This window comes from Rhodococcus sp. OK302 (genome assembly GCF_002245895.1).
In the GTDB taxonomy this organism is placed as follows: domain Bacteria; phylum Actinomycetota; class Actinomycetes; order Mycobacteriales; family Mycobacteriaceae; genus Rhodococcus_F.
The window spans coordinates 4,713,832-4,732,892 of the sequence record NZ_NPJZ01000001.1 but is presented as its reverse complement, the minus strand read 5'-3'; the positions used below and the strand labels follow the sequence as shown (position 1 = coordinate 4,732,892).

General features: G+C 60.5%; 16 protein-coding genes. 10 read left to right on the top strand and 6 right to left on the bottom strand.

Translation table 11 applies throughout. The features are described 5' to 3' along the window. Positions 1-53: 53 nt before the first annotated feature. Together BDB13_RS21675 and BDB13_RS21670 are read left to right on the top strand one after the other, a co-directional pair. Entirely contained in the window at positions 54-1,313 is a 1,260-nt protein-coding gene (locus tag BDB13_RS21675; RefSeq protein WP_094273641.1) for an NADH:flavin oxidoreductase, read from the top strand. Further along, positions 1,310-3,652: an arylsulfatase gene (locus tag BDB13_RS21670; RefSeq protein WP_094273640.1), complete on the top strand. Its 2,343-nt coding sequence runs from the start codon at positions 1,310-1,312 to the stop codon at positions 3,650-3,652. Before BDB13_RS21675 ends, BDB13_RS21670 begins: the two co-directional genes overlap by 4 nt. 58 nt (positions 3,653-3,710) lie before the next feature. On the opposite strand, the gene BDB13_RS21665 is transcribed toward BDB13_RS21670, so the two are convergent. Next, the gene (locus BDB13_RS21665; protein WP_254922911.1) at positions 3,711-4,646 is read right to left on the bottom strand and encodes a TauD/TfdA dioxygenase family protein; all 936 of its coding nucleotides are present in this window, start codon (positions 4,644-4,646) and stop codon (positions 3,711-3,713) included. 46 nt (positions 4,647-4,692) lie between these two features. Continuing rightward, the gene (locus BDB13_RS21660) at positions 4,693-7,047 is read right to left on the bottom strand and encodes an arylsulfatase (RefSeq protein ID WP_094273639.1); all 2,355 of its coding nucleotides are present in this window, start codon (positions 7,045-7,047) and stop codon (positions 4,693-4,695) included. A 127-nt stretch (positions 7,048-7,174) separates the two neighbouring features. Between BDB13_RS21660 and BDB13_RS21655 the strand changes: the two genes are divergently transcribed. The 3 genes from BDB13_RS21655 to BDB13_RS21645 are packed head-to-tail and all read left to right on the top strand — an operon-like array spanning position 7,175 to position 9,649. After that, positions 7,175-7,984, top strand: a complete 810-nt coding sequence (locus tag BDB13_RS21655; RefSeq protein ID WP_094273638.1) for a mycofactocin-coupled SDR family oxidoreductase — start codon at positions 7,175-7,177, stop codon at positions 7,982-7,984. Beyond that, complete coding sequence (locus tag BDB13_RS21650; protein WP_094273637.1) at positions 7,984-8,817, top strand: mycofactocin-coupled SDR family oxidoreductase; 834 nt, start codon at positions 7,984-7,986, stop codon at positions 8,815-8,817. Before BDB13_RS21655 ends, BDB13_RS21650 begins: the two co-directional genes overlap by 1 nt. A 7-nt stretch (positions 8,818-8,824) precedes the next feature. Continuing rightward, positions 8,825-9,649: an SDR family NAD(P)-dependent oxidoreductase gene (locus tag BDB13_RS21645; RefSeq protein WP_094273636.1), complete on the top strand. Its 825-nt coding sequence runs from the start codon at positions 8,825-8,827 to the stop codon at positions 9,647-9,649. Positions 9,650-9,667: 18 nt separating this feature from the next. On the opposite strand, the gene BDB13_RS21640 is transcribed toward BDB13_RS21645, so the two are convergent. Next, a complete protein-coding gene (locus BDB13_RS21640; protein ID WP_094273635.1) occupies positions 9,668-9,898 on the bottom strand; it encodes a hypothetical protein in 231 nt (76 codons plus the stop codon). Between the two features lie 162 nt (positions 9,899-10,060). Between BDB13_RS21640 and BDB13_RS21635 the strand changes: the two genes are divergently transcribed. Together BDB13_RS21635 and BDB13_RS21630 are read left to right on the top strand one after the other, a co-directional pair. Next, positions 10,061-10,495 (top strand): nitroreductase family deazaflavin-dependent oxidoreductase, encoded by a 435-nt coding sequence (locus BDB13_RS21635; protein ID WP_094275091.1) that lies wholly within the window; start codon positions 10,061-10,063, stop codon positions 10,493-10,495. Positions 10,496-10,510: 15 nt separating this feature from the next. Then, positions 10,511-12,286 (top strand): pyruvate dehydrogenase, encoded by a 1,776-nt coding sequence (locus tag BDB13_RS21630; protein ID WP_094273634.1) that lies wholly within the window; start codon positions 10,511-10,513, stop codon positions 12,284-12,286. A gap of 13 nt (positions 12,287-12,299) precedes the next feature. Here BDB13_RS21630 and BDB13_RS21625 read toward each other — a convergent pair whose 3' ends face one another. Then, positions 12,300-13,166, bottom strand: coding sequence for an amidohydrolase family protein (locus tag BDB13_RS21625; protein ID WP_094275090.1), 867 nt, complete (start codon positions 13,164-13,166; stop codon positions 12,300-12,302). A gap of 183 nt (positions 13,167-13,349) precedes the next feature. Further along, positions 13,350-14,057: an IclR family transcriptional regulator gene (locus tag BDB13_RS21620; protein ID WP_094273633.1), complete on the bottom strand. Its 708-nt coding sequence runs from the start codon at positions 14,055-14,057 to the stop codon at positions 13,350-13,352. Positions 14,058-14,138: 81 nt separating this feature from the next. Here BDB13_RS21620 and BDB13_RS21615 point away from each other — a divergent pair, with 81 nt between their 5' ends. After that, positions 14,139-15,401, top strand: a complete 1,263-nt coding sequence (locus tag BDB13_RS21615) for a phytanoyl-CoA dioxygenase family protein (protein ID WP_094273632.1) — start codon at positions 14,139-14,141, stop codon at positions 15,399-15,401. Positions 15,402-15,488: 87 nt separating this feature from the next. Next, a complete protein-coding gene (gene ilvA / locus BDB13_RS21610; protein ID WP_094273631.1) occupies positions 15,489-16,844 on the top strand; it encodes a threonine ammonia-lyase IlvA in 1,356 nt (451 codons plus the stop codon). Between the two features lie 19 nt (positions 16,845-16,863). On the opposite strand, the gene BDB13_RS21605 is transcribed toward ilvA, so the two are convergent. Beyond that, positions 16,864-17,385, bottom strand: a complete 522-nt coding sequence (locus tag BDB13_RS21605; RefSeq protein ID WP_094273630.1) for a TetR/AcrR family transcriptional regulator — start codon at positions 17,383-17,385, stop codon at positions 16,864-16,866. Positions 17,386-17,513: 128 nt separating this feature from the next. Between BDB13_RS21605 and BDB13_RS21600 the strand changes: the two genes are divergently transcribed. Further along, positions 17,514-19,058, top strand: a complete 1,545-nt coding sequence (locus tag BDB13_RS21600; protein ID WP_094273629.1) for an MFS transporter — start codon at positions 17,514-17,516, stop codon at positions 19,056-19,058. Positions 19,059-19,061 lie beyond the last annotated feature (3 nt).

Sequence of the window (19,061 nt, the reverse complement as noted above, 5' to 3'; positions counted from 1 at the left end):
GCACGTGGTTCCCCCGGTCCATAGTGGAGCGACATCACAGACGGAGGAGCGAAATGACGGTGAACGAGCAAGGCACGCAGAGTTCAGTTGTGTTCACGCCGGGTCGAATTGGACCGCTGACTCTTCGAAACCGCATCATCAAAGCTGCGACGTTCGAAGGTCGAACGCCCGACGCATTGGTTACCGACGAGTTGATCGCTTTCCATGCCGAGGTGGCAGCAGGTGGCGCTGCAATGACCACTGTCGCCTACTGCGCCGTGCAGCCTGAGGGGCGCACGCAGGGGGGACAGATCTGGATGCGCCCGGATGCCGTTCCGGGTCTCCGCAAGCTCACCGATGCCGTGCACTCACAGGGCGCCGCAGCTCAGGCTCAGATCGGTCATGCGGGAATCGTTGCAAACTCGACGTCCACCGGGTTGCCGGCGCTGGGGCCCACGAACAGATGGGATCCGGCCAAGGCAAAATTCTCCCGTAGTGCAACGGTTGACGACATCGCCCGCATCGCGCGATCGCACGGGACTGCCGCTGAACTTGCACTGGAGTCCGGCTTCGATTCGGTCGAGGTCCACTTGGGGCACAACTATTTTGCGAGTTCGTTCCTCAGTCCCAAGATCAACAAGCGCAAGGATGAATACGGCGGATCCTTCGAAAATCGGTCGAAGGTAGCGCTCAACTCCTTGCGCGCGGTGCGGGACCGAGTAGGGGATCGCATGGCCGTCACCGCGAAGATGAACATGGATGACGGTGTCGCCGGCGGGTTCTGGATCGAAGAGGCCGTGCGCCTGGCGCAGCTTCTCGAGGCGGAGGGGTTGGTCGACGCTCTGCAGATGACGGTGGGAAGTTCGCCTCTCAATCCGATGTACCTCTTCCGCGGCGAGGCGCCGATCCGAGAAATGGCAGCGTTGATGCCCCCGGTTCGTAAGCTCGGGCTCAAGGTGGTCGGTAAGTACATGCTGCACAGCTATCCGTACGAACCGCTGTTCATGCTCGAGCAGGCGCGTCAGATCAGGGCGGCAGTCAAGATTCCGCTCATTTTGCTCGGTGGTGTCACTGACCTGGCGGGAATGAACACCGCGATGGAGTCCGGCTTCGAGTTTGTCGCGATGGGTCGCGCGCTGCTTCGGGAACCCGACCTGGTTCGAAAACTGCAGGCAGACAATGCCACACGTTCACTGTGTATTCACTGCAACAAATGCATGCCGACCAATTTCTTCAATACCCACTGTGTACTGCGCCCGGAGTCGCCGTCGATGCCGACAATGCTTGCGACGCCGACAATGGCTGCAGCAGGCGAAGGAGCGATGGTTCCATGACTGTAAACCGTTTCACAATTCCGATCGTCAACAACGTGGCACAGCCCAAACCGGCTGTGTTCGTCCAAGATCAGGTTCCGAAATTCAATCGAGTAGATCCGGTGCGACCGCCGGAAGACGCACCCAACGTACTTCTCGTCATGATCGACGACGTGGGATTTGGTGCGGCGTCTACCTTCGGTGGACCGTGCCACACGCCTACTGCAGATCGATTGGCCTCGGAGGGCTTGAAGTACAACAAGTTTCACACAACAGCTCTGTGCTCACCGACCCGCGCCGCCACGCTGACCGGTCGCAACCACCACAGTGTCGGCTTCGGCAATATCGCCGAGGTCTCCACGACATCCCCCGGTTATAACGGAATGCGTCCCGCCAGTGCAGCGACCGTCGCACGGGTGTTGCAGGGCAACGGATATGCGACCGGAGCCTTCGGCAAGATGCACCAGACGCCGCCGTGGGAAACAACCGCAGCCGGCCCGTTCGACCACTGGCCACTGCGTGAAGGCTTCGACAAGTTCTACGGATTCCTCGGTGCCGAGGCAGATCAGTTCGCGCCGGTGCTCTACGACGGCTACACCATGATCGCCCCGCCGAAGACCGCGGAGGAGGGCTACCACCTCTCCGAGGACCTCGTGGACCAGTCGATCAAGTGGATCGACGGCGTCAATACGATGGACCCCGACAAGCCGTGGTTCTGCTACGTACCGTTCGGAGCAGTTCATGCGCCCTTGCAGATTCCCGACTCGTACCAGGAAAAATACCGCGGCAAGTTCGATCACGGTTGGGACGAGCAGCGCGAGATCACCCTCGCTCGGCAGAAGGAACTCGGTGTTGTCGGCGAGGACACCGAGTTGGCGCCGTGGGCACCGGGGGTGCCGCATTGGGACACATTGACCGACGTCCAACGCACGGTTTCCGCACGTCTGATGGAAACCTATGCGGCGTTCCTCGAGCACACCGACGATCAGGTCGGACGCCTCGTCGATCACCTCGAGAAGCGTGAATTGCTGGACAACACGCTGGTCATCTACATGATCGGCGACAATGGCGCGTCCGCGGAGGGCGGCCTGGACGGTTCGTTCAACTACATGGCTACGCTCAACGGGTATCCGCAGACACCGGAGGAGATCAACGCGCGCCTCGACGACATCGGAACCGAGGACAGTTACGCGCACTATCCCGTGGGATGGGCGCTCGCGCTGGACACTCCGTACCAGTGGGCCAAGCAGGTTGCGTCTCACTACGGTGGAACGCGCAACGGGCTGGTTATGCATTGGCCCGACGGAATCGGGGCCAGGGGCGAGGTTCGCAATCAGTGGCATCACTGCGTGGACATCACTCCGACGATTCTCGAGGCAGTCGGCATCCCGTCGCCGACGATGGTGGACGGTGTTCCGCAGCAGCCGATCGAGGGCACCGCGATGAACTACACGTTCGACGACGCCGAAGCAGCAGATCAGCATGTGACCCAGTACTTCGAGATTTTCGGCAATCGAGGCCTCTACGATCACGGCTGGACGGCGGTGACAGCGCACCGCCGGCCGTGGGAGTTGGCGCTGCCCGGCCAGGACTACGCCGATGACACGTGGGAGCTGTACGACACCTCGGTCGACTGGTCGCAGGCCCGGAACCTGGCGGACGAGCATCCGGCCAAACTGCGTGAGCTACAAGAGAAATTCCTTCTCGAAGGTGCTCGCTACCAGGTGTTCCCGATCGACGACCGCACCAGAACTCGAAACATCGACCCGGCAACACGCGCTCCGCACGTTTTGCGCGGCCGGACCGGACTGACCCTGTATCCACATATGAACGGGTTGGTCGAGACAGCGGCGCCGCGAGTATTCAGCAGTTCGTACACGATCTCCGCGAAGATCGATGTCGGGGACAAGGTTCTGAACGGCGTCTTGATGAGTTTCGGCGGACGATTCGGCGGGTTGGCGCTGTACGTGCGCGATTCGGTTCCGGTGTTCTGCTACAACAACTCCTATGTTTCGCACACGTACCTCCGTGGTGCAACACAGCTCGAACCTGGGATGCGTGAGGTGACCATCGATTTCGACTACGACGGCGGCGGAATGGGGCTGGGCGGAATGTTCACCCTCCTTGTCGACGGACTACCCGTGAGCAAGGAACGAGTGTCGCAGACGACGCCGGCAATGTTCAGCCTGAACGAGCATCTCGATGTCGGGCTGAGTCGAGGAACGCCGGTAACGCCTGAAATTCCTGTTGGCGGTGACGCTTTCGACGGTGTGCTCGAGCACGTACGAATCGATGTCGAAGCTGCGCGTCCTCCACAGGAGGCGAAGGCGCTCGAGGATATCGTTCGAGCAACTCAGTAACAGAACAATAAAGGAGCGCCCCGCGTGGACAACACGCGGGGCGCTCTGGTGTGTGAGGTCAGAACGGTTTGTCGCCGAGAATGGTGACGCGCTCCATGACCCGAGGGTCGGGGAAGTAGTCACCGCACGCGTAGTGCTGGGTGGCGCGGTTGTCCCAGAACGCCACGGACCCAGGCTTCCAGTGGAACCGGCACTGGTATTCCGGATGTGTGGCCTCGTGCATCAAGATCTTCAGCAGTTCGTCACTCTCGTCCTTGGGAATGCCGACGATGTGTGTGGTGAAAATAGTGTTGACGTAGATCAGCTTCTGCCCGGTCTCCGGATGAATCCGACACACCGGGTGTTCCTGGGGTGGATACTCCAAGGCCTTCTGTGCCTTGACATCTGGAGGAAGTCGACGTCCGAATGTCTGCATGAAGTCGTGCACCGCGACCTTGCCGTCGATGCGTGCCTTGACCTCGTCGGAGAGTCCGTCGTAGGCGACGGCCATATCGGACCAGAGTGTGTCGCCGCCGGTCGTGGGAACGCTGACGGCCTTCAGGATCGAGCCCATCGGCGGCGTCTGCTCGAAGGAAGCGTCACTGTGCCAGACGTTTTCGACCGGAATATCGGCGGGCCCGCGCGCGAGACGCACAACTTCCGGAATATCTGCCTTCGGGATGAAGGGGTGTATCTCGGGCGTGCCCCATAGTTCGGCCATATCACGATGCGCGTGAGAGTCGAGGCTCTGGTCGCGAAAAAAGATCACTTTCCATTCGAGCAGGCAGCGATGCAATTCGGCATGGAGTTCTGGGCTGATCGGCTTCGACAAATCCACGCCACTGATTTCGGCACCGATAGTTCGTGAGTACGGGGTGATGTCGAACATCGTGTACGGCTTCTGCGCCGAGTCGTCGGCGGTCCGATACAGCGGACGAACATACACGGCGGACATGGGGTTTCGGGTTCCTTGTGGGACCGGAACAACAGCGCGGTCTTCGATCTCTGCAGTCATCGTGCCTCCTGGTTGGTTGTGAATGGAGAAGATGGTCGTGGAGTGTTCACTCGGCTGCCAGAGCCATCGCCCGGAGTCGTGCCACGGCGTCAGTGCCGATATTTCGCAGGGGAGTTCCGGGCAGGTACTGCACAGCAATCAAAGTTCCGGTGTAACCGAAGGTTCCGTCTGTGATGTGTCTGTCCCAGGAGACTGGCGAACGTCGGTCGATACCGATGTCGATTCCCTGGAAGAGTGCCTGACCGGCCATCGACGAGACGGAGGTGAGCTCACCGGCACACTCGCCGGCGACGTCGAGGCGCACCGTAAGTGTGGAGGCGTCGTGCGCCTGCGCATCGAGCGTCAGCTCCTGCCTACCGGGATTCAAAGGCTCGGAACTGATTGTGTCGACGGTTCCGTAAGCGTTGTGCAGGTAAGTGACTCGGTCGTTGTCGATGTAGAGCGAGTATCCGCTGCTCTGTCCGCCGTGGGCTACCAGGGTTCCGCGGTCGCCGGGCTGAAAGTCGACGTCGACGACGATTTGATAGGAACGGAGAGCGACCAACTGGGCAGACCGATACCGCTCCAGGGTAGGAGTTCCGGGCAGTATCCGTACGGGGAGGGACAGGCGCTCTTCTCGCTGCGGACGCAATGCCCGCTTCAGCCCGGAACCTTCATCGAGTGGAAACACTTGATTCTCCCAGGCAGCTTGCTCCCACCGTTTCGATAGTTCAGCCACCTTGTCGGGGTGCTCGGCAGCGAGGTTGCGACATTCAGTCGGATCTTCGTCGAGGTGATAGAGCTCGTACTCTGCGTCGTCGAACGGAGTGAGCGGAACATGACGGCTGACGATCTCCCAGCCGTCCTCGTAATAGCCGCGATGACCGAACATTTCGTAGATTTGTCCACCGCGTTCGTGTGGTGCTTCAGCGTCGAGCATAGTTTCTGCGAAGCTGGAGCCGTCTTCAGGTTTGAGCGGAACTCCCTGTCGGTGAGTCGGATTCGCAATCCCGATCAGCTCGAGCAATGTGGGAAAGAGATCGGTGACGTGGACGTACTGCCGCCGGATCCCGCCGCCGAACTCACGAAGCCTGGCCGGCCACGACATCACTGCGGGCACAGAATGCCCTCCGGCGTGTGTGTTGACCTTGTACAGGCGGAACGGGGTATTGGATGCCATTGCCCACCCGCGCGGATAGTGCGGCATCGAGCGGGGTCCGCCTACCAGGTCGATAGTCTCGAGATCGCGAGCGAAGCCGTCGGTTCGGACTCCCTTGTCGTGGAATCGACGCAGCGCATCGAAGTACTGCATCGTCCCGTCGGCCTCGCCCTCGCGGGACGCTCCGTTGTCGGACGTGAACAACACAATGGTGTTGTCCCATTCTCCCAAGTCCTCCAAAGTTTTCCGAATGCGGCCGAGGCTCTGGTCGACGCTGTCGACCATCGCCGCGTAGACCTCCATGTACCGGGCGAAAACCATCTGCTCGTCCGCCGTGAGACTGTCCCAGGTGACAACATCGTCGCCGTCCTCGGTATTGCGCGGTGCAAGTCGGGTTCCGTCACGGATGACACCGAGGCGCCGCTGCTTCGCGAAACGCGATTCCCGCAGCGCATCCCAGCCCTGCGAATAGGTGCCGCGATACTTCTCGATATCCACAGGCTTGGCGTGCAACGGTGCATGAACTGCTCCGTGTGCGACGTAGAGAAACGCGGGCTTGGTGGGATCGGACGCTTTGACAGACTTCAGCATTCGGATTGCCTCGTCCGTGATGTCTTCGGTGAAGTAGTAACCGGGCGGGTACTCATCGGGGCTGACCTGCTCGTTTCCGCGCAAGATCGCCGGCGGATTGTGTAGGTCGGTCATGCCGCCGAGAAATCCGTAGAAGCGCTCGAAACCTCTTTGTAGCGGCCATGACTGCATCGATGCGCCGTCGTGATCGTCATTGTCCTTGCAGAGGTGCCACTTTCCCACCGCCATCGTTGCGTAGCCGGCGTCGCGGAGTGTCTCGGCAAGGGTGGGGACATCGTCGCCGAGTTCCATCGCGAGCGAAGGGAATCCAGGATCTGCGTGTGCGACGTAGCCAACTCCGGCAGCGTGAGCGTTACGGCCGGTCAGCAGTGCAGCACGAGTAGGCGAGCACATCGGAGTGACATGGAAATTGCTGTACCGCAGCCCTTCTTGCGCCAGTAGGTCGATGTTCGGTGTATCGATTTCGGATCCGAAACAGCCCACGTCGGAGAATCCGAGATCATCACACATCACTACGACGACGTTGGGTGCGCCGGCGGGGGGAGTGGCACGCTCCGGCCACCACGACTCGGATTCGGCCAGTGTGCGTCCGATACGGCCCCGGAAGTCTTGGTAGGCGCGACGTTCCGGCGCGATATCGGCGGGGATCCCTCGTTCATCTGAGTTGGACATGGTGGTGACGTTACGAGTGCGATGCAGACCGTGCCGAGGGGGAATCCCGCTCCCCGGGAGATGCCCTGATGATCGAGACGCGGAATCAATAGTGTCCCGAAGGACGAGACGGAGCAAAGGACAATGTATGTCACGAATGACTGACAAGGTCGTACTGATCACGGGTGCCGGCGCCGGAATGGGGCGAAGTCACGCAGTGCGACTGGCCGAAGAAGGCGCCGATATCATCGCTGTCGATCTGCCCGGTGTGGTTGGCGAACAAGGGTTGGCTGAGACGTCCAGATTGGTGCAGGCACTCGGCCGCCGCATTGTCACCGCAACCGCTGATGTGCGCGATCACGGCGCGCTCGATGATGCTGTGGCTACGGGTGTAGCACTGCTGGGTTCAGTGGATGTGATTGTTGCCAACGCGGGCATCTGCGAGACACCCGGGCCTTCCTGGACCATAGATGAAGAGGTCTGGAACCGGGCGATCGACATCAATCTGACGGGAGCCTGGAATACGGTGAAAGCCGGAGTGTCCGCGCTGAGTCCGGCGGGAGGCTCGGTGATCATCATCAGTTCCACCGCCGGTATCTCCGGCGCAACCGGTCGGTCTCAATACGCCGCATCCAAGCATGCCGTTGTCGGTCTTGCCCGCACATTAGCCAATGAACTCGGGCGACAATCCATCCGCGTCAATACCGTTCATCCCGGAGCCGTCGGAACTGACATGGTGCTCAACCCGGAAACCTTTGCCAGACTTCGACCAGACCTCGTAGCGCCCACAGCGGCTGATGCGGCCGAAGTGCTCCGAGCGAATACGTTGTTGCCCGTGCCTTGGGTCGAATCCGTCGATGTGAGCAACGCAGTACTGTTCCTCGCCTCGGACGAATCCCGTTACGTCACAGGCCTGCAGATGGTTGTCGACGCCGGCCAGACCCAGAAGGTGGCGTGATGAGCGGGCGGTTGGCGGGCAAAGTTGCACTGATCAGCGGTGGTGCGAGGGGAATCGGCCGCGCCCAAGCGGTTCGATTCGCCGAGGAAGGTGCCGACATCATCGTCGTGGATATCTGTGAGGCGGTGGAACATTCGACGACACCCGGTTCCAGTAGTGCAGACCTGGCCGAGACCGTGAGTTTGGTAGAAGGTCTGGGGCGCAAGATCGCTGCTTTCGAGGCGGACGTTCGCGATCAGAAGGCGCTGGACGCTGCAGTTGCCGAAGGTGTTGCTGCGCTTGGTCGGTTGGACATCATCTGCGGTACGGCCGGCGTCAGCTCCGCGGGAAAGGCTCTCGAACTGTCCGCAGAGCGTTGGCAGACCATGCTCGACGTCAACCTGACCGGCGTGTGGCGCACGTGCAAGGCTGGTATTCCACACGTGATCGACGGCGGCGCCGGTGGGTCCATCGTCTTGATCAGCTCGATCGCCGGATTGCGCGGTTTGGTGAGCGTCGGCCACTACACGGCCGCAAAACACGGCGTGGTCGGATTGATGCGGTCTCTCTCGCAAGAACTTGCGCCGCACAGTATTCGGGTTAATACGGTTCACCCCGCCAACACACGTACGACGATGCTTCAGAACCCCGGAACCATGAAGACCGTGCGACCTGATCTGGCGAACCCCACGCAGGAAGACTTCGAGGCGGGTCTACAGTCCATGCACATGTTGCCGGTCGCGATGCTCGATCCGCGAGACATCGCGAATGCCAGCTTGTTCCTGGCTTCGGACGAGGCGCGATACATCACCGGCGTAACTCTGCCCGTTGACGCCGGCCACTGCCAGAAATAGGAGAGCTGTGAAACTCGAAGAATTGCGCGGCGGAACAGCCGTCATCACCGGCGCCGGAAGCGGAATCGGTGAAGCGCTGGCACACGAAGCAGCGTCACTCGGAATGAATCTGGTACTTGCAGATATCTCGGCTGAGCGGCTGGATGCGGTAGCAGTGAACCTGCGTGCGGACGGCCATCGCGTGCTCGCCGTACCGACTGATGTCCGAGTGGCAGCCCAGGTGGATGCGCTCGCCGATGCGGCGTATGCCGAATTCGGTTCTGTTGCACTGCTAGCCAACAATGCCGGTCTTGAATCGGTCGGATACACCTGGGACATTCCGGCAGACGAATGGCAACGTGTCATCGACGTCAATCTCACTGGGGTCTTTCACGGTATTCGTTCGTTCATTCCTCGAATGGGCGCGGATCCGCAGCGCTCGCATCTAGTCAACACTGTGTCGGTGGGCGGTGTCTCGATCACTCCACGGATGACGGCGTACGCGGCGTCGAAGCATGGAGTGCAGGCGCTCAGTGAGTGCGTGTATCTGGAATGCGCCGAGAAGTTTCCGCAGATACAGGTGTCGGTATTCAGTCCGGCGCAGGTGGCCACCAGAATCTTCGACGATATCGAAGTACGCCACGACTCCGATCAGGACACCGAATTCTGGCGAGAGAACATTCGCGGCGGCATGACACCGCAGACCGCTGCGAAGCTGTACTTCGACGGTCTCTCACGAGACGAGTTCTGGATACTCACTCATCCCGAGGCCTTCGAACGACTGGCCGGCAAACGGGCGAAGGTCCTCGCCGGAAAGCTGCGTCCCGACGCGGTATTCGACGGACGGAACTGAAGGGGTGGAGTGGCTCCTCTACATGCGGGAGTAGTGGAAGCGTCGTACCCACCAGGTACTGACCGCCGCTGAAGCTGCGGTCAGTACAGCGACCTGCATGGACGTCGTCACGGCGAGAATGACCACGAACAGAATCAAGCCGAGGATCACGGCTTCGATCTTGTACAGCGGCCACGGTGTGCCGGCGATGTCGACGTAGTTGTCGGTGGTCCGGCGTGATCCGCGGGTGGAGATTTCTGCGGTTGTCATGCCGTCACCTGCCTTTGCTATGCCCTGTTGTGGACTTTCAGGGTATCCAGATACTTGGTTTCGGGCAAGCGAACTTTATTGATAGGTCGCTCACTTTCTCGATCCGCCGGCAGATCTGTACTTTCGGTGGCAATGGGATGGGAGTGGGTGTTCACTGGACCCATGCCAATTACAGGTGAATATGAACCCAGTCCCGCAACGTGGGCTGCCGACCAGGTTGAACTCATCGAGAAGTCCGGCGGCACCGAGGGCAATGAACTGAACGGCATGGCCGTTGTCATTCTCACGACCGTGGGGGCAAAGTCCGGAAAGGTACGCAAGACGCCGTTGATGCGCGTCGAGCACGACGGAAAGTATGCCGTCGTCGCGTCTCTGGGCGGTGCACCCAAGAATCCGGTCTGGTACTACAACGTCAAAGCGAATCCGAATGTCACTCTGCGTGACGCGACGCAGGTATCGGACATGGTTGCGCGTGAAGTAACCGGTGATGAGAAGGCGATCTGGTGGGAACGCGCGGTTGCGGCGTTCCCCGACTACGCGGAGTATCAGAAGAAGACCGATCGAGAGATTCCGGTATTCGTGCTCGAACCCAAGTAGCTCTACGGAGGCCGCATGAGTCCGAAAACCGTTGCAGATCAATTGGTTCAACAGTTGCTTGATGCCAGAGTGAGTCGGATCTACGGCATCGTCGGAGACAGTCTCAACCCCATCGTGGACGCAGTGCGGCGCACCGGCGGATCCACGAAGGGGGGTATCGACTGGATTCATGTCCGGCATGAGGAAGCAGCAGCCTTTGCTGCCGCAGCGGATGCGCAGATCACGGGACGGTTGGCGGTCTGTGCCGGCTCGTGCGGCCCCGGAAACCTGCATCTGATCAACGGGCTTTACGACGCACATCGCTCGGGCGCGCCGGTCCTTGCGATTGCGTCGCACATTCCGAGTGCTCAGATCGGGATGGGTTACTTTCAGGAAACCCATCCCGAGCGCATCTTGATCGAATGTTCGAGCTATACCGAACTGATCAGCACGGCAGTGCAGTCGCCGCGCGTCGTACAGTCTGCAATTCAACATTCGGTGTCCCGCAGCGGTGTCTCGGTGATCGTCCTCCCTGGTGACATCGCGGATTGTCCCGCGGAAGGAACGCCGCCGGCTCTGGTGGCAACGCGTCGGCCGGCGCTTGTCCCGGATACCGAAGATGTCACGGCGTTGGCTGAGGTGATCAACGCGTCGAAAAAGGTGGCGATCTTCGCCGGCATCGGGGTGCGAGGTGCCCGCGACGAAGTCCTCGAATTGGCTGAAACTGTTGGCGCGCCCATCGGCCACACTTTGCGGGGCAAAGAGTGGATTCAGTACGACAACCCGTACGACGTCGGGATGACGGGTCTTCTGGGTTACGGTGCTGCACACGACGGTATGCACGGGGCTGATCTGTTGCTCCTGATCGGAACGGATTTTCCGTACGATCAGTTTCTGCCACACACTGTGCGGACCGCTCAGATCGATTCTGCAGCAGAGAAATTGGGCCGTCGAACCAGCTTGGATCTTGCGGTGCACGGAGATGTTGCAGCCACACTCGCGGCGGTGATTCCCCAATTGGACCGCAAGGAAGACCGGGTTTTCCTCGAAGACATGCTCGCTACGCACAACACACTCATGACCAAAGTTGTCGGGGCATATACCGATCCGGTAAAGCAGCGAACGCCGATTCACCCCGAATATGCTGCATCGATCCTCGACGACCTTGCCGCGGACGACGCCATCTTCACCGCTGACACCGGCATGTGCAATGTGTGGACGGCACGCTATCTCAATCCCAACGGTTCCCGGCGATTTCTTTCGTCGGCCTTGCACGGTTCCATGGCCAATGCATTGCCACACGCTATGGGCGCGCAATGGGCAAGCCCAGGCCGGCAGGTCATTTCGGTCTCCGGCGACGGGGGACTGTCGATGTTGCTCGGCGAACTGGTGACGGTTGCGATGTACCGACTGCCGGTCAAGATCGTTGTGTTCAACAATTCGACCTTGGGAATGGTCAAACTCGAGATGTTGGTGGATGGTCTACCCGATTTCGGCGTCGACGTTCCACGAGTCGACTACGCAGCGGTTGCTGCGGCCTTGGGGATCTTCTCGCGTCGTATCGAAAACCCCGCTGATATCGAATCCGGTATTCGCGCTGCGCTCGGTCACGACGGTCCGGCATTGGTCGATCTTGTGACGGATCCGCTGGCATTGTCGTTGCCGCCCACCATCACCGGAGGCCAGGTCAAGGGGTTCGCGCTTGCTATGTCGAAGATGGTGATGAACGGCGGTGTGGGGGAGGCCGTGCAGATGGCGAAGTCCAATCTGCGGAACGTGCCGCGTCCGTCGCAATTCAACCCGCGGGGCTGAGAAGGCGCCAATCTCAGCTTTTCAGTTTCAGTACCTTGCGGGCGTTTTCGTGGAGGAACTTGGGCCACACGTCGGCGTTGAACGGAACCTGCGGCATGTCGTCGAAGATTCGGTCCAGCGTCAATCCAGCCGGAAAGTATCCAGCGTAGATGATTTTGTCGGCCCCGCGAGTGTTGGCATAGTCGACGATTGCCTTGGGGTAGTGCTTGGGCGCGAATGCCGAGGTGGAGTAATAGAGATTGGGCCATTTGAGCATCAGCTTGACGGCCAGCGCCTCCCAGGGTTCGCAGCCGTGCCGGGTGACAAAAACCAGGTCCGGAAAATCGAACATCACATCGTCGATCAATTCGACGTGCTGGACTGCGGATTTGAGCCTGGGCCCGGCGATGCCGGCGCACGCGAAGATCGGGATATCCAGTTCGACGCACTTGGCGTAGATCGGGTACATCTGCGGCGCGTTGAGAGCCACCTGCGGGAACGTTCCAGCCGCAAAGGAACTCACCGAGACGATGCCGAATTCTTCGTACTCGCGGGTCATTCGGTTGAGTGTGCCCATGATGTCGTTGGGGTCGACCGCGGAACCCTGCGGAACGAACCGGTCCGGGAAGAGTGTGACCGCGCGCTTTCCCGACTCCTTTGCCATGCTGACCATGCCGATCTCGATGCCGTGCTTGTCCATCTCCTTCAGGGTCACGGAGACGGGATCGTCGGTGGATAGGTTGTCGGGCACGCCCTTGAACATGTACTGCGCCGGCATGCTGAATTCGTTGAGGCTCTGCTGATCCTTGGTCTGCCGCGTGATGAACGCGTACTCGTCGTAGCCTGACTCGCGAAACCCGATGTGTGTGTCGATGATCGGGATGCCGTCGTAGGAGGTCATGCGATGGGTTCCTCTGAGTTCGTCGAAGACACGGCTGATTTCTGCCATCGATGACGAGGCAAATGTCGAGCGCTGAACTTCGTTCTATTTCCTGCTTTTCACGAGACTAGACGAGGGCTCATTCGGTGTCTTCGAATCGATGTAATCCTCTGCCGCCGAAAAGAAATGGCCTCTCGGGTTGGTTCAGCGTCCGGTCCAGGACTCTGCAAGGCGAGCAACCAGGGCGCCGTGTTCTTGCGCCCGCTCGGGCTGAAAGCGTGTGGAAGGCGCGCAGATAACCAAGGCCGCGACCGGTACGTCGTCGCCTCGAAGTAGTGCGGCACCGACTGCTCGGGTGCCGTCGTATCCTTCGCCGTCATTCTGTGCCCAGCCGCGCCGGCGGATCTTAGCGAGCGAGGCGTCCGTCAGATCGGAGTCGACCATCCGCCACGGACCGAGTTCGTCGGCCGGCAAGTGGGCGGCGATAGCGCGCAGTGCGGAGCTGGTTCGAGCCAGCATCTCCGTTCCGACTGTCACGGAAACCCGCAGGGTTTGGCGGCTTTCGGCGGCATCCACGATCATCAGTCGATTGCCTTCGGGAACCACGAGCATTGCTGTTTCCCCGGACTGATCCCGAGCAGCTTCTACAAGGTGTCGAACGTCGGTCGCAAGAGTCGTGGTCGCGGACGCGCGGATCGTGGCCAGTATTGTCGGCGAAACAGTCCATCGTCCGTCCTCGGTGCGTTCGAGCCAGCCTGCTGAGTGCAGGGTGACCGCCAGGCGATGTACGGCGCTCTTGTCGATGTCGATGGTGCGAGCGAGGTCGCTGACCCCGACTGGCTGCATCTGAGAAATTGCTTCGAATACTCGGCACGCGTTACGGACCGACTGAATTTCCTTGACGGAGGACATATTTCCACCCTAAGCTAATTTTGTAACACAATCATGTTACAGAGTAACACGACAGTTCGTTTGCGATGACGAGGAGTGTTGATGGGTACCGACAAGCTGGGAACAAGCCTTCCGTGGGTTGATGCAATTGCGGATTCCTTCCCGAGGTATTCATTCGCTTCATTCCATGTGGATCAACTTCCTGCATTGAATGCACTGAACGGCGCCCTGGTTGTCGATGATCTGAAAGGTGTGCCGCCGTTAGGTTTTCGGATTGACGGAACCACTTATACCTGGACGGCCACGGCGCGCGGCATCGAGGTTGTCGTCGGAGATGAGAGGGCCGAGACACTCGTCGAACTCGACGAAGCGACGTTCTCGTCGTACCTGAACGAGCTGTTGACTGCCAGCGGATCATTTCGTACCGAGCGCGCCACGATGCTTCGGGGCACGGTGGACACGTGGCGGCGATGGGAGCCGGCAACACGAGCATTGGTCTCCGGTCGGCCGATTTACACCGATGCAGTGTGGGACACGCTGATCGGCCTGGACGGCGAACCACTCGACTTGCTTCGTAGATTCCCGGCCGACGGTGATCGTGACGAGATGCGACACTTCCTCGCGACAGCCGGATATCTCCATATCAAGGGGGTGTACTCGCCCGAAGAGATTGCGACGTTCCGCGACGAGGTCGAATACGCTCGATCCCAGACGGCGCCGGGTGATCCGTTCTCGTGGTGGTCGCTCAACGCCGATAGTGATGAGGTGGTCACCCGAATCAACTATCTCGGCCGCTATTCAAAGGTATTGCAGGAGCTGTGCTTCGAGCCTCGATTGACTGATTTCGCTCGCCTGGCCAACCCGAACTTTCGCGTGTGTGACGACCGTCTGGACGGACCGATGGTCTTCATCAAGTCCTCCAACATCGTCAAGGGTGACGGAGACCTCGGCTGGCATGTCGACGACGGCATCGGTGGTCATCCAGTCCTGTGCCCACTCATTCAGGGCGGAATCCAGCTCGACTACGCAAATCCCGCCAACGGTCAGCTCATGGTTCTGGCAGGTTCACACCGGTACGCCAATCACCGGCATCAGTGGGGTGAAGAGGGCAATTTGCCGGTGGCGAAACTCGAAACCGAGCCCGGCGACCTCACCCTCCACTTCGGCGATGTCATGCACAGCACGCCGCCGCCCACCGGCCAAGCTGCAGGCCGACGCGCTCTCTACTACAAGTTCTCCGAAGAGAAGACCTTCGAGTGGGTGCCCCCGGGATGCCACTACAACGATGCGCTCTTCCATGCTGATGCGGCCGGTGCCATGTCGGCGCGCGCGGCCACCGCACAGGCGGTCAACGACCGCGTGTGACGCTGCAGTGGGTGCGCCGACGTATGCCGGGGTGAAATGCGGTGACCGCGGTGGGAAGGTTGGCGTCGGACGTGCAAAAATGGCGGGGTGTCTAACTCGCCCGAGGTCGTAGCTACCAAGTCCACCCTGCCGGCGCTCGACGCGCGGGAAATTGACGCGGCGATCGAGCGAATTCAAGACGTTATTGCGGCCACGCCTTTGCAGTACAGCGAGAGGCTGTCAGCGCTGACCGGCGCCAAGGTGTACCTCAAGCGTGAAGACCTGCAAAGTGTTCGCTCGTACAAGATCCGTGGTGCGTTCAACCTGATCGCACAGTTGACCGACGAGGAACTTGCCGCGGGCGTTGTGGCTGCCAGTGCCGGAAACCACGCCCAGGGTGTCGCGTATGCCTGCCGGCGGATGCAGATCCAGGGCCGGATCTACGTGCCGGCGAATACGCCGAAGCAGAAGCGCGACCGGATCCGCGCTCACGGCGGCGAGTTTGTCGAACTTTTCATGATCGGTGAAACGTACGACGCGGCTGCTGCGGCAGCTGTCGAGGATGTTGCGCGAACGGGCGCCACCATGGTTGCTCCCTTTGACGACCCGCGTACCGCGGCCGGTCAGGGGACAATCGCCGCAGAAATCTTGCAGCAGCTGGATGCGCCCCTCGACGCGATTGTTGTCCCGGTCGGCGGCGGTGGGTGCATCGCAGGCATCGCTACCTACCTGCATGAGCGTTCGCCGAAGACGTCCATTGTCGGCATCGAGCCGTCCGGCGCGGCGTCGATGACGGCGGCCCTGGTGGCTGGTGCCCCCGTGACGCTGCCGGTGGTGGATCCGTTTGTGGACGGCGCAGCGGTCAAGCGAATCGGTGATCTTCCGTACGAGGTGGTCTCGCGTTTGGGCGCTGCCGTGGTTTCCCATGCGTCGTTGCCGTTGGTTGCCCGTCAGCTGTCCGGCCTTCCCGGTTCAGGCTCGTTTGTGGTGAACCAGATCGACGAAGGCGCAATCTGCACGGCGATGCTCGAGATCTATCAGAACGAGGGCATCATTGCTGAACCGGCGGGCGCGCTTTCTGTTGCAGCACTTCAGAATTTGACTCTCGAGCCAGGGTCGACCGTCGTGTGCCTGATTTCCGGTGGAAACAACGACGTCTCGCGCTACGGAGAAATCCTCGAGCGTTCGTTGGTGCATCTGGGGCTCAAGCATTACTTCCTGGTGGATTTCCCGCAGGAGCCGGGCGCGCTGCGCCGGTTCCTCTCCGAAGTGCTGGGCCCGGACGACGACATCTCGCTGTTCGAGTACGTCAAGCGCAACAACCGTGAGACTGGCGCAGCGTTGGTCGGTATCGAACTGGGCTCCGCCGACGGTTTGTCGTCGTTGCTCGAACGTATGGAGCGCGCACCGATGAAGTCCGAGCGGCTCGAGCCGGGAAGTCCGGCGTACCGCTATTTGACGTAGGGAACGTTCCGTCAGGTGGTCACGGCATCAGCCGCTCGATCACCTGACGGTGCAGTTCGGGATCCGGTTGGGGGAGTCCGAGCATTGCGGCGAGGTAGATGCCGTCGCCGACGAGGCGGATGATTTCGGCTTGAACGGGATCGGAATTCTCCGTCTGCAGACCCTGGTCCCAGCTGCGCATCACTTCGATGACAGCTTTCTGGATTTCGTCGTGCTGGCCGTCGACGGTCCGTAGTGCGGCGATGATCGAGCGGAACAGCGCCAGTTCTTCAGCGGTGCTCGAATCCGGAATCTGAAGATAGAACTCGGTTGCGGACGTGCCACCGGCAACGGCGTCGGCCAGTTGTTGATCGGAGCGTTCGCCGAGCCTGCGGACCATCGCGGCAAGGAGAGCTTCCTTACTGGGGAAGTGGTACAGAAGTCCGCCCTTTGATACCCCGGCTTCAGTGGCAACACCTTCGAGCGTGACCTGCGCGACGCCACTGACCAGCAGTAACTTCTCCAGTGCGTCGAGGATGCGATCACGTGTGCCTTGAGCCATGTGATGGAACTGTACCGGGAAATAACTTTACCGCCGAGACGGTTCACTGTTAGTGTCAAACAGTCACTGTACCGGCTGGACGGTTCAGTGAAATTCGTACTCGACTCACGGAAAGTTGCAGAAGAGCAATGTCAGTGTCGGCAGATCAGACGTCTGCAATCAATCCCGAGGATGTTCGGGCAACCAAGCGCGACTGGGCGGGCCTGGTGGTCCTCGCGTTTGCGGTGTTGCTCATCGCGGTCGACGGCACGGTGCTCGATCTCGCCCTGCCGTTCATCAGCGCGGACCTGGAACCGAGCAGCACTCAGCTGCTCTGGATCATCGACGTCTACTCGTTCATCCTCGCGGGTCTCCTCATCACGATGGGCACGCTCGGTGACCGCATTGGTAGGCGAAAGCTCCTACTCATCGGCGCGGTGGGCTTCGGTCTCGCGTCGATCATCGCGGCTATGGCCACTACCCCGGAAATGCTGATCGCAGCCCGCGTTCTGCAAGGTATTTCCGGTGCGACGCTTATGCCCGCGACGCTGGGCCTGATCCGCACCATCTTCATTAACCCTCGTCAGCGCACCGAAGCAATCGGCGTCTGGGGAGCCATGGCCGGCGGCGGTACCGCAGCCGGCCCGCTGGTCGGCGGCTGGTTGCTCGAGCACTTCTGGTGGGGTTCCGTCTTCCTCATCAACATCCCGGTCATGATCGCCCTGGTTATCCTCGGCCCGATCCTGATCCCGGAGTCCAAGGACCCCAACCCCGGCCGATTCGATCTGATCAGCGCGGGCCTGTCGATGGCAACGATGCTTCCGTTGGTCTACGCGATCAAGGAATCCGTCGTCCACGGTGTCAGCTTCACGTTGTTCGCTGTCGCCCTGGTCGGCCTGGCCGCAGGTGTTGCCTTCGTTCGTCGTCAACGGAGCCTGAAGGATCCGATGTTGGATCTGAAACTGTTTGCGAATCCGGCGTTCTCCACCGCAGTGCTGACAAACCTGCTCTCGATTTTCGCTCTGGCCGGTGTGTTGTTCTTCGGCTCGCAGTACCTGCAGTTGGTGCTCGGTAACGGTGCATTCGACGCCGGTCTGTTGATGCTGCCCGGTATGTTGCTGAGCGCCTTCACCGCGGTGGCAGGTGCCTGGCTGATTCGCCGATGGACGGTGTCGCAGGTGCTCAGCGCCGGTTTGCTCGTTGCCGGTATCGGCGCGGCAATGATGCTGGCACTGGGTGTGGACAGTGGTCCGATGATGTTCGTGATCGGCTTCGGTCTGGCCGGAGCGGGTGTCGGTGTGGCCTTGACTCTTACTTCGGATTTGGTGATCAGCTCGGTTGCACCCGAGCGCGCCGGTGCCGCGTCGGCGGTGTCCGAGACAGCCTACGAACTTGGTATTGCGCTGGGCGTGGCAATCCTGGGTAGCGTCGTCATGGCGATCTTCCGCAAGGGAATCGACGTCTCCATGCTCGACGGCGATCAAGCACACGCAGCGCAGGGCACCCTCGGCGGTGCGCTCGAAGAAGCCAAGCACCTGCCCGTCGAGGCAGGATCGGCATTGGCGGATTCTGCGAAGTCGGCCTTTGTCGACGGTATGCACGTTGCCTCCGGCGCTACTGCTCTGGTGCTGTTCATCAGCGCTGCGCTGGTGCTGCGGATGCTGCGGAGTACACCGGAGAACGCGAAGCGTTAGTTA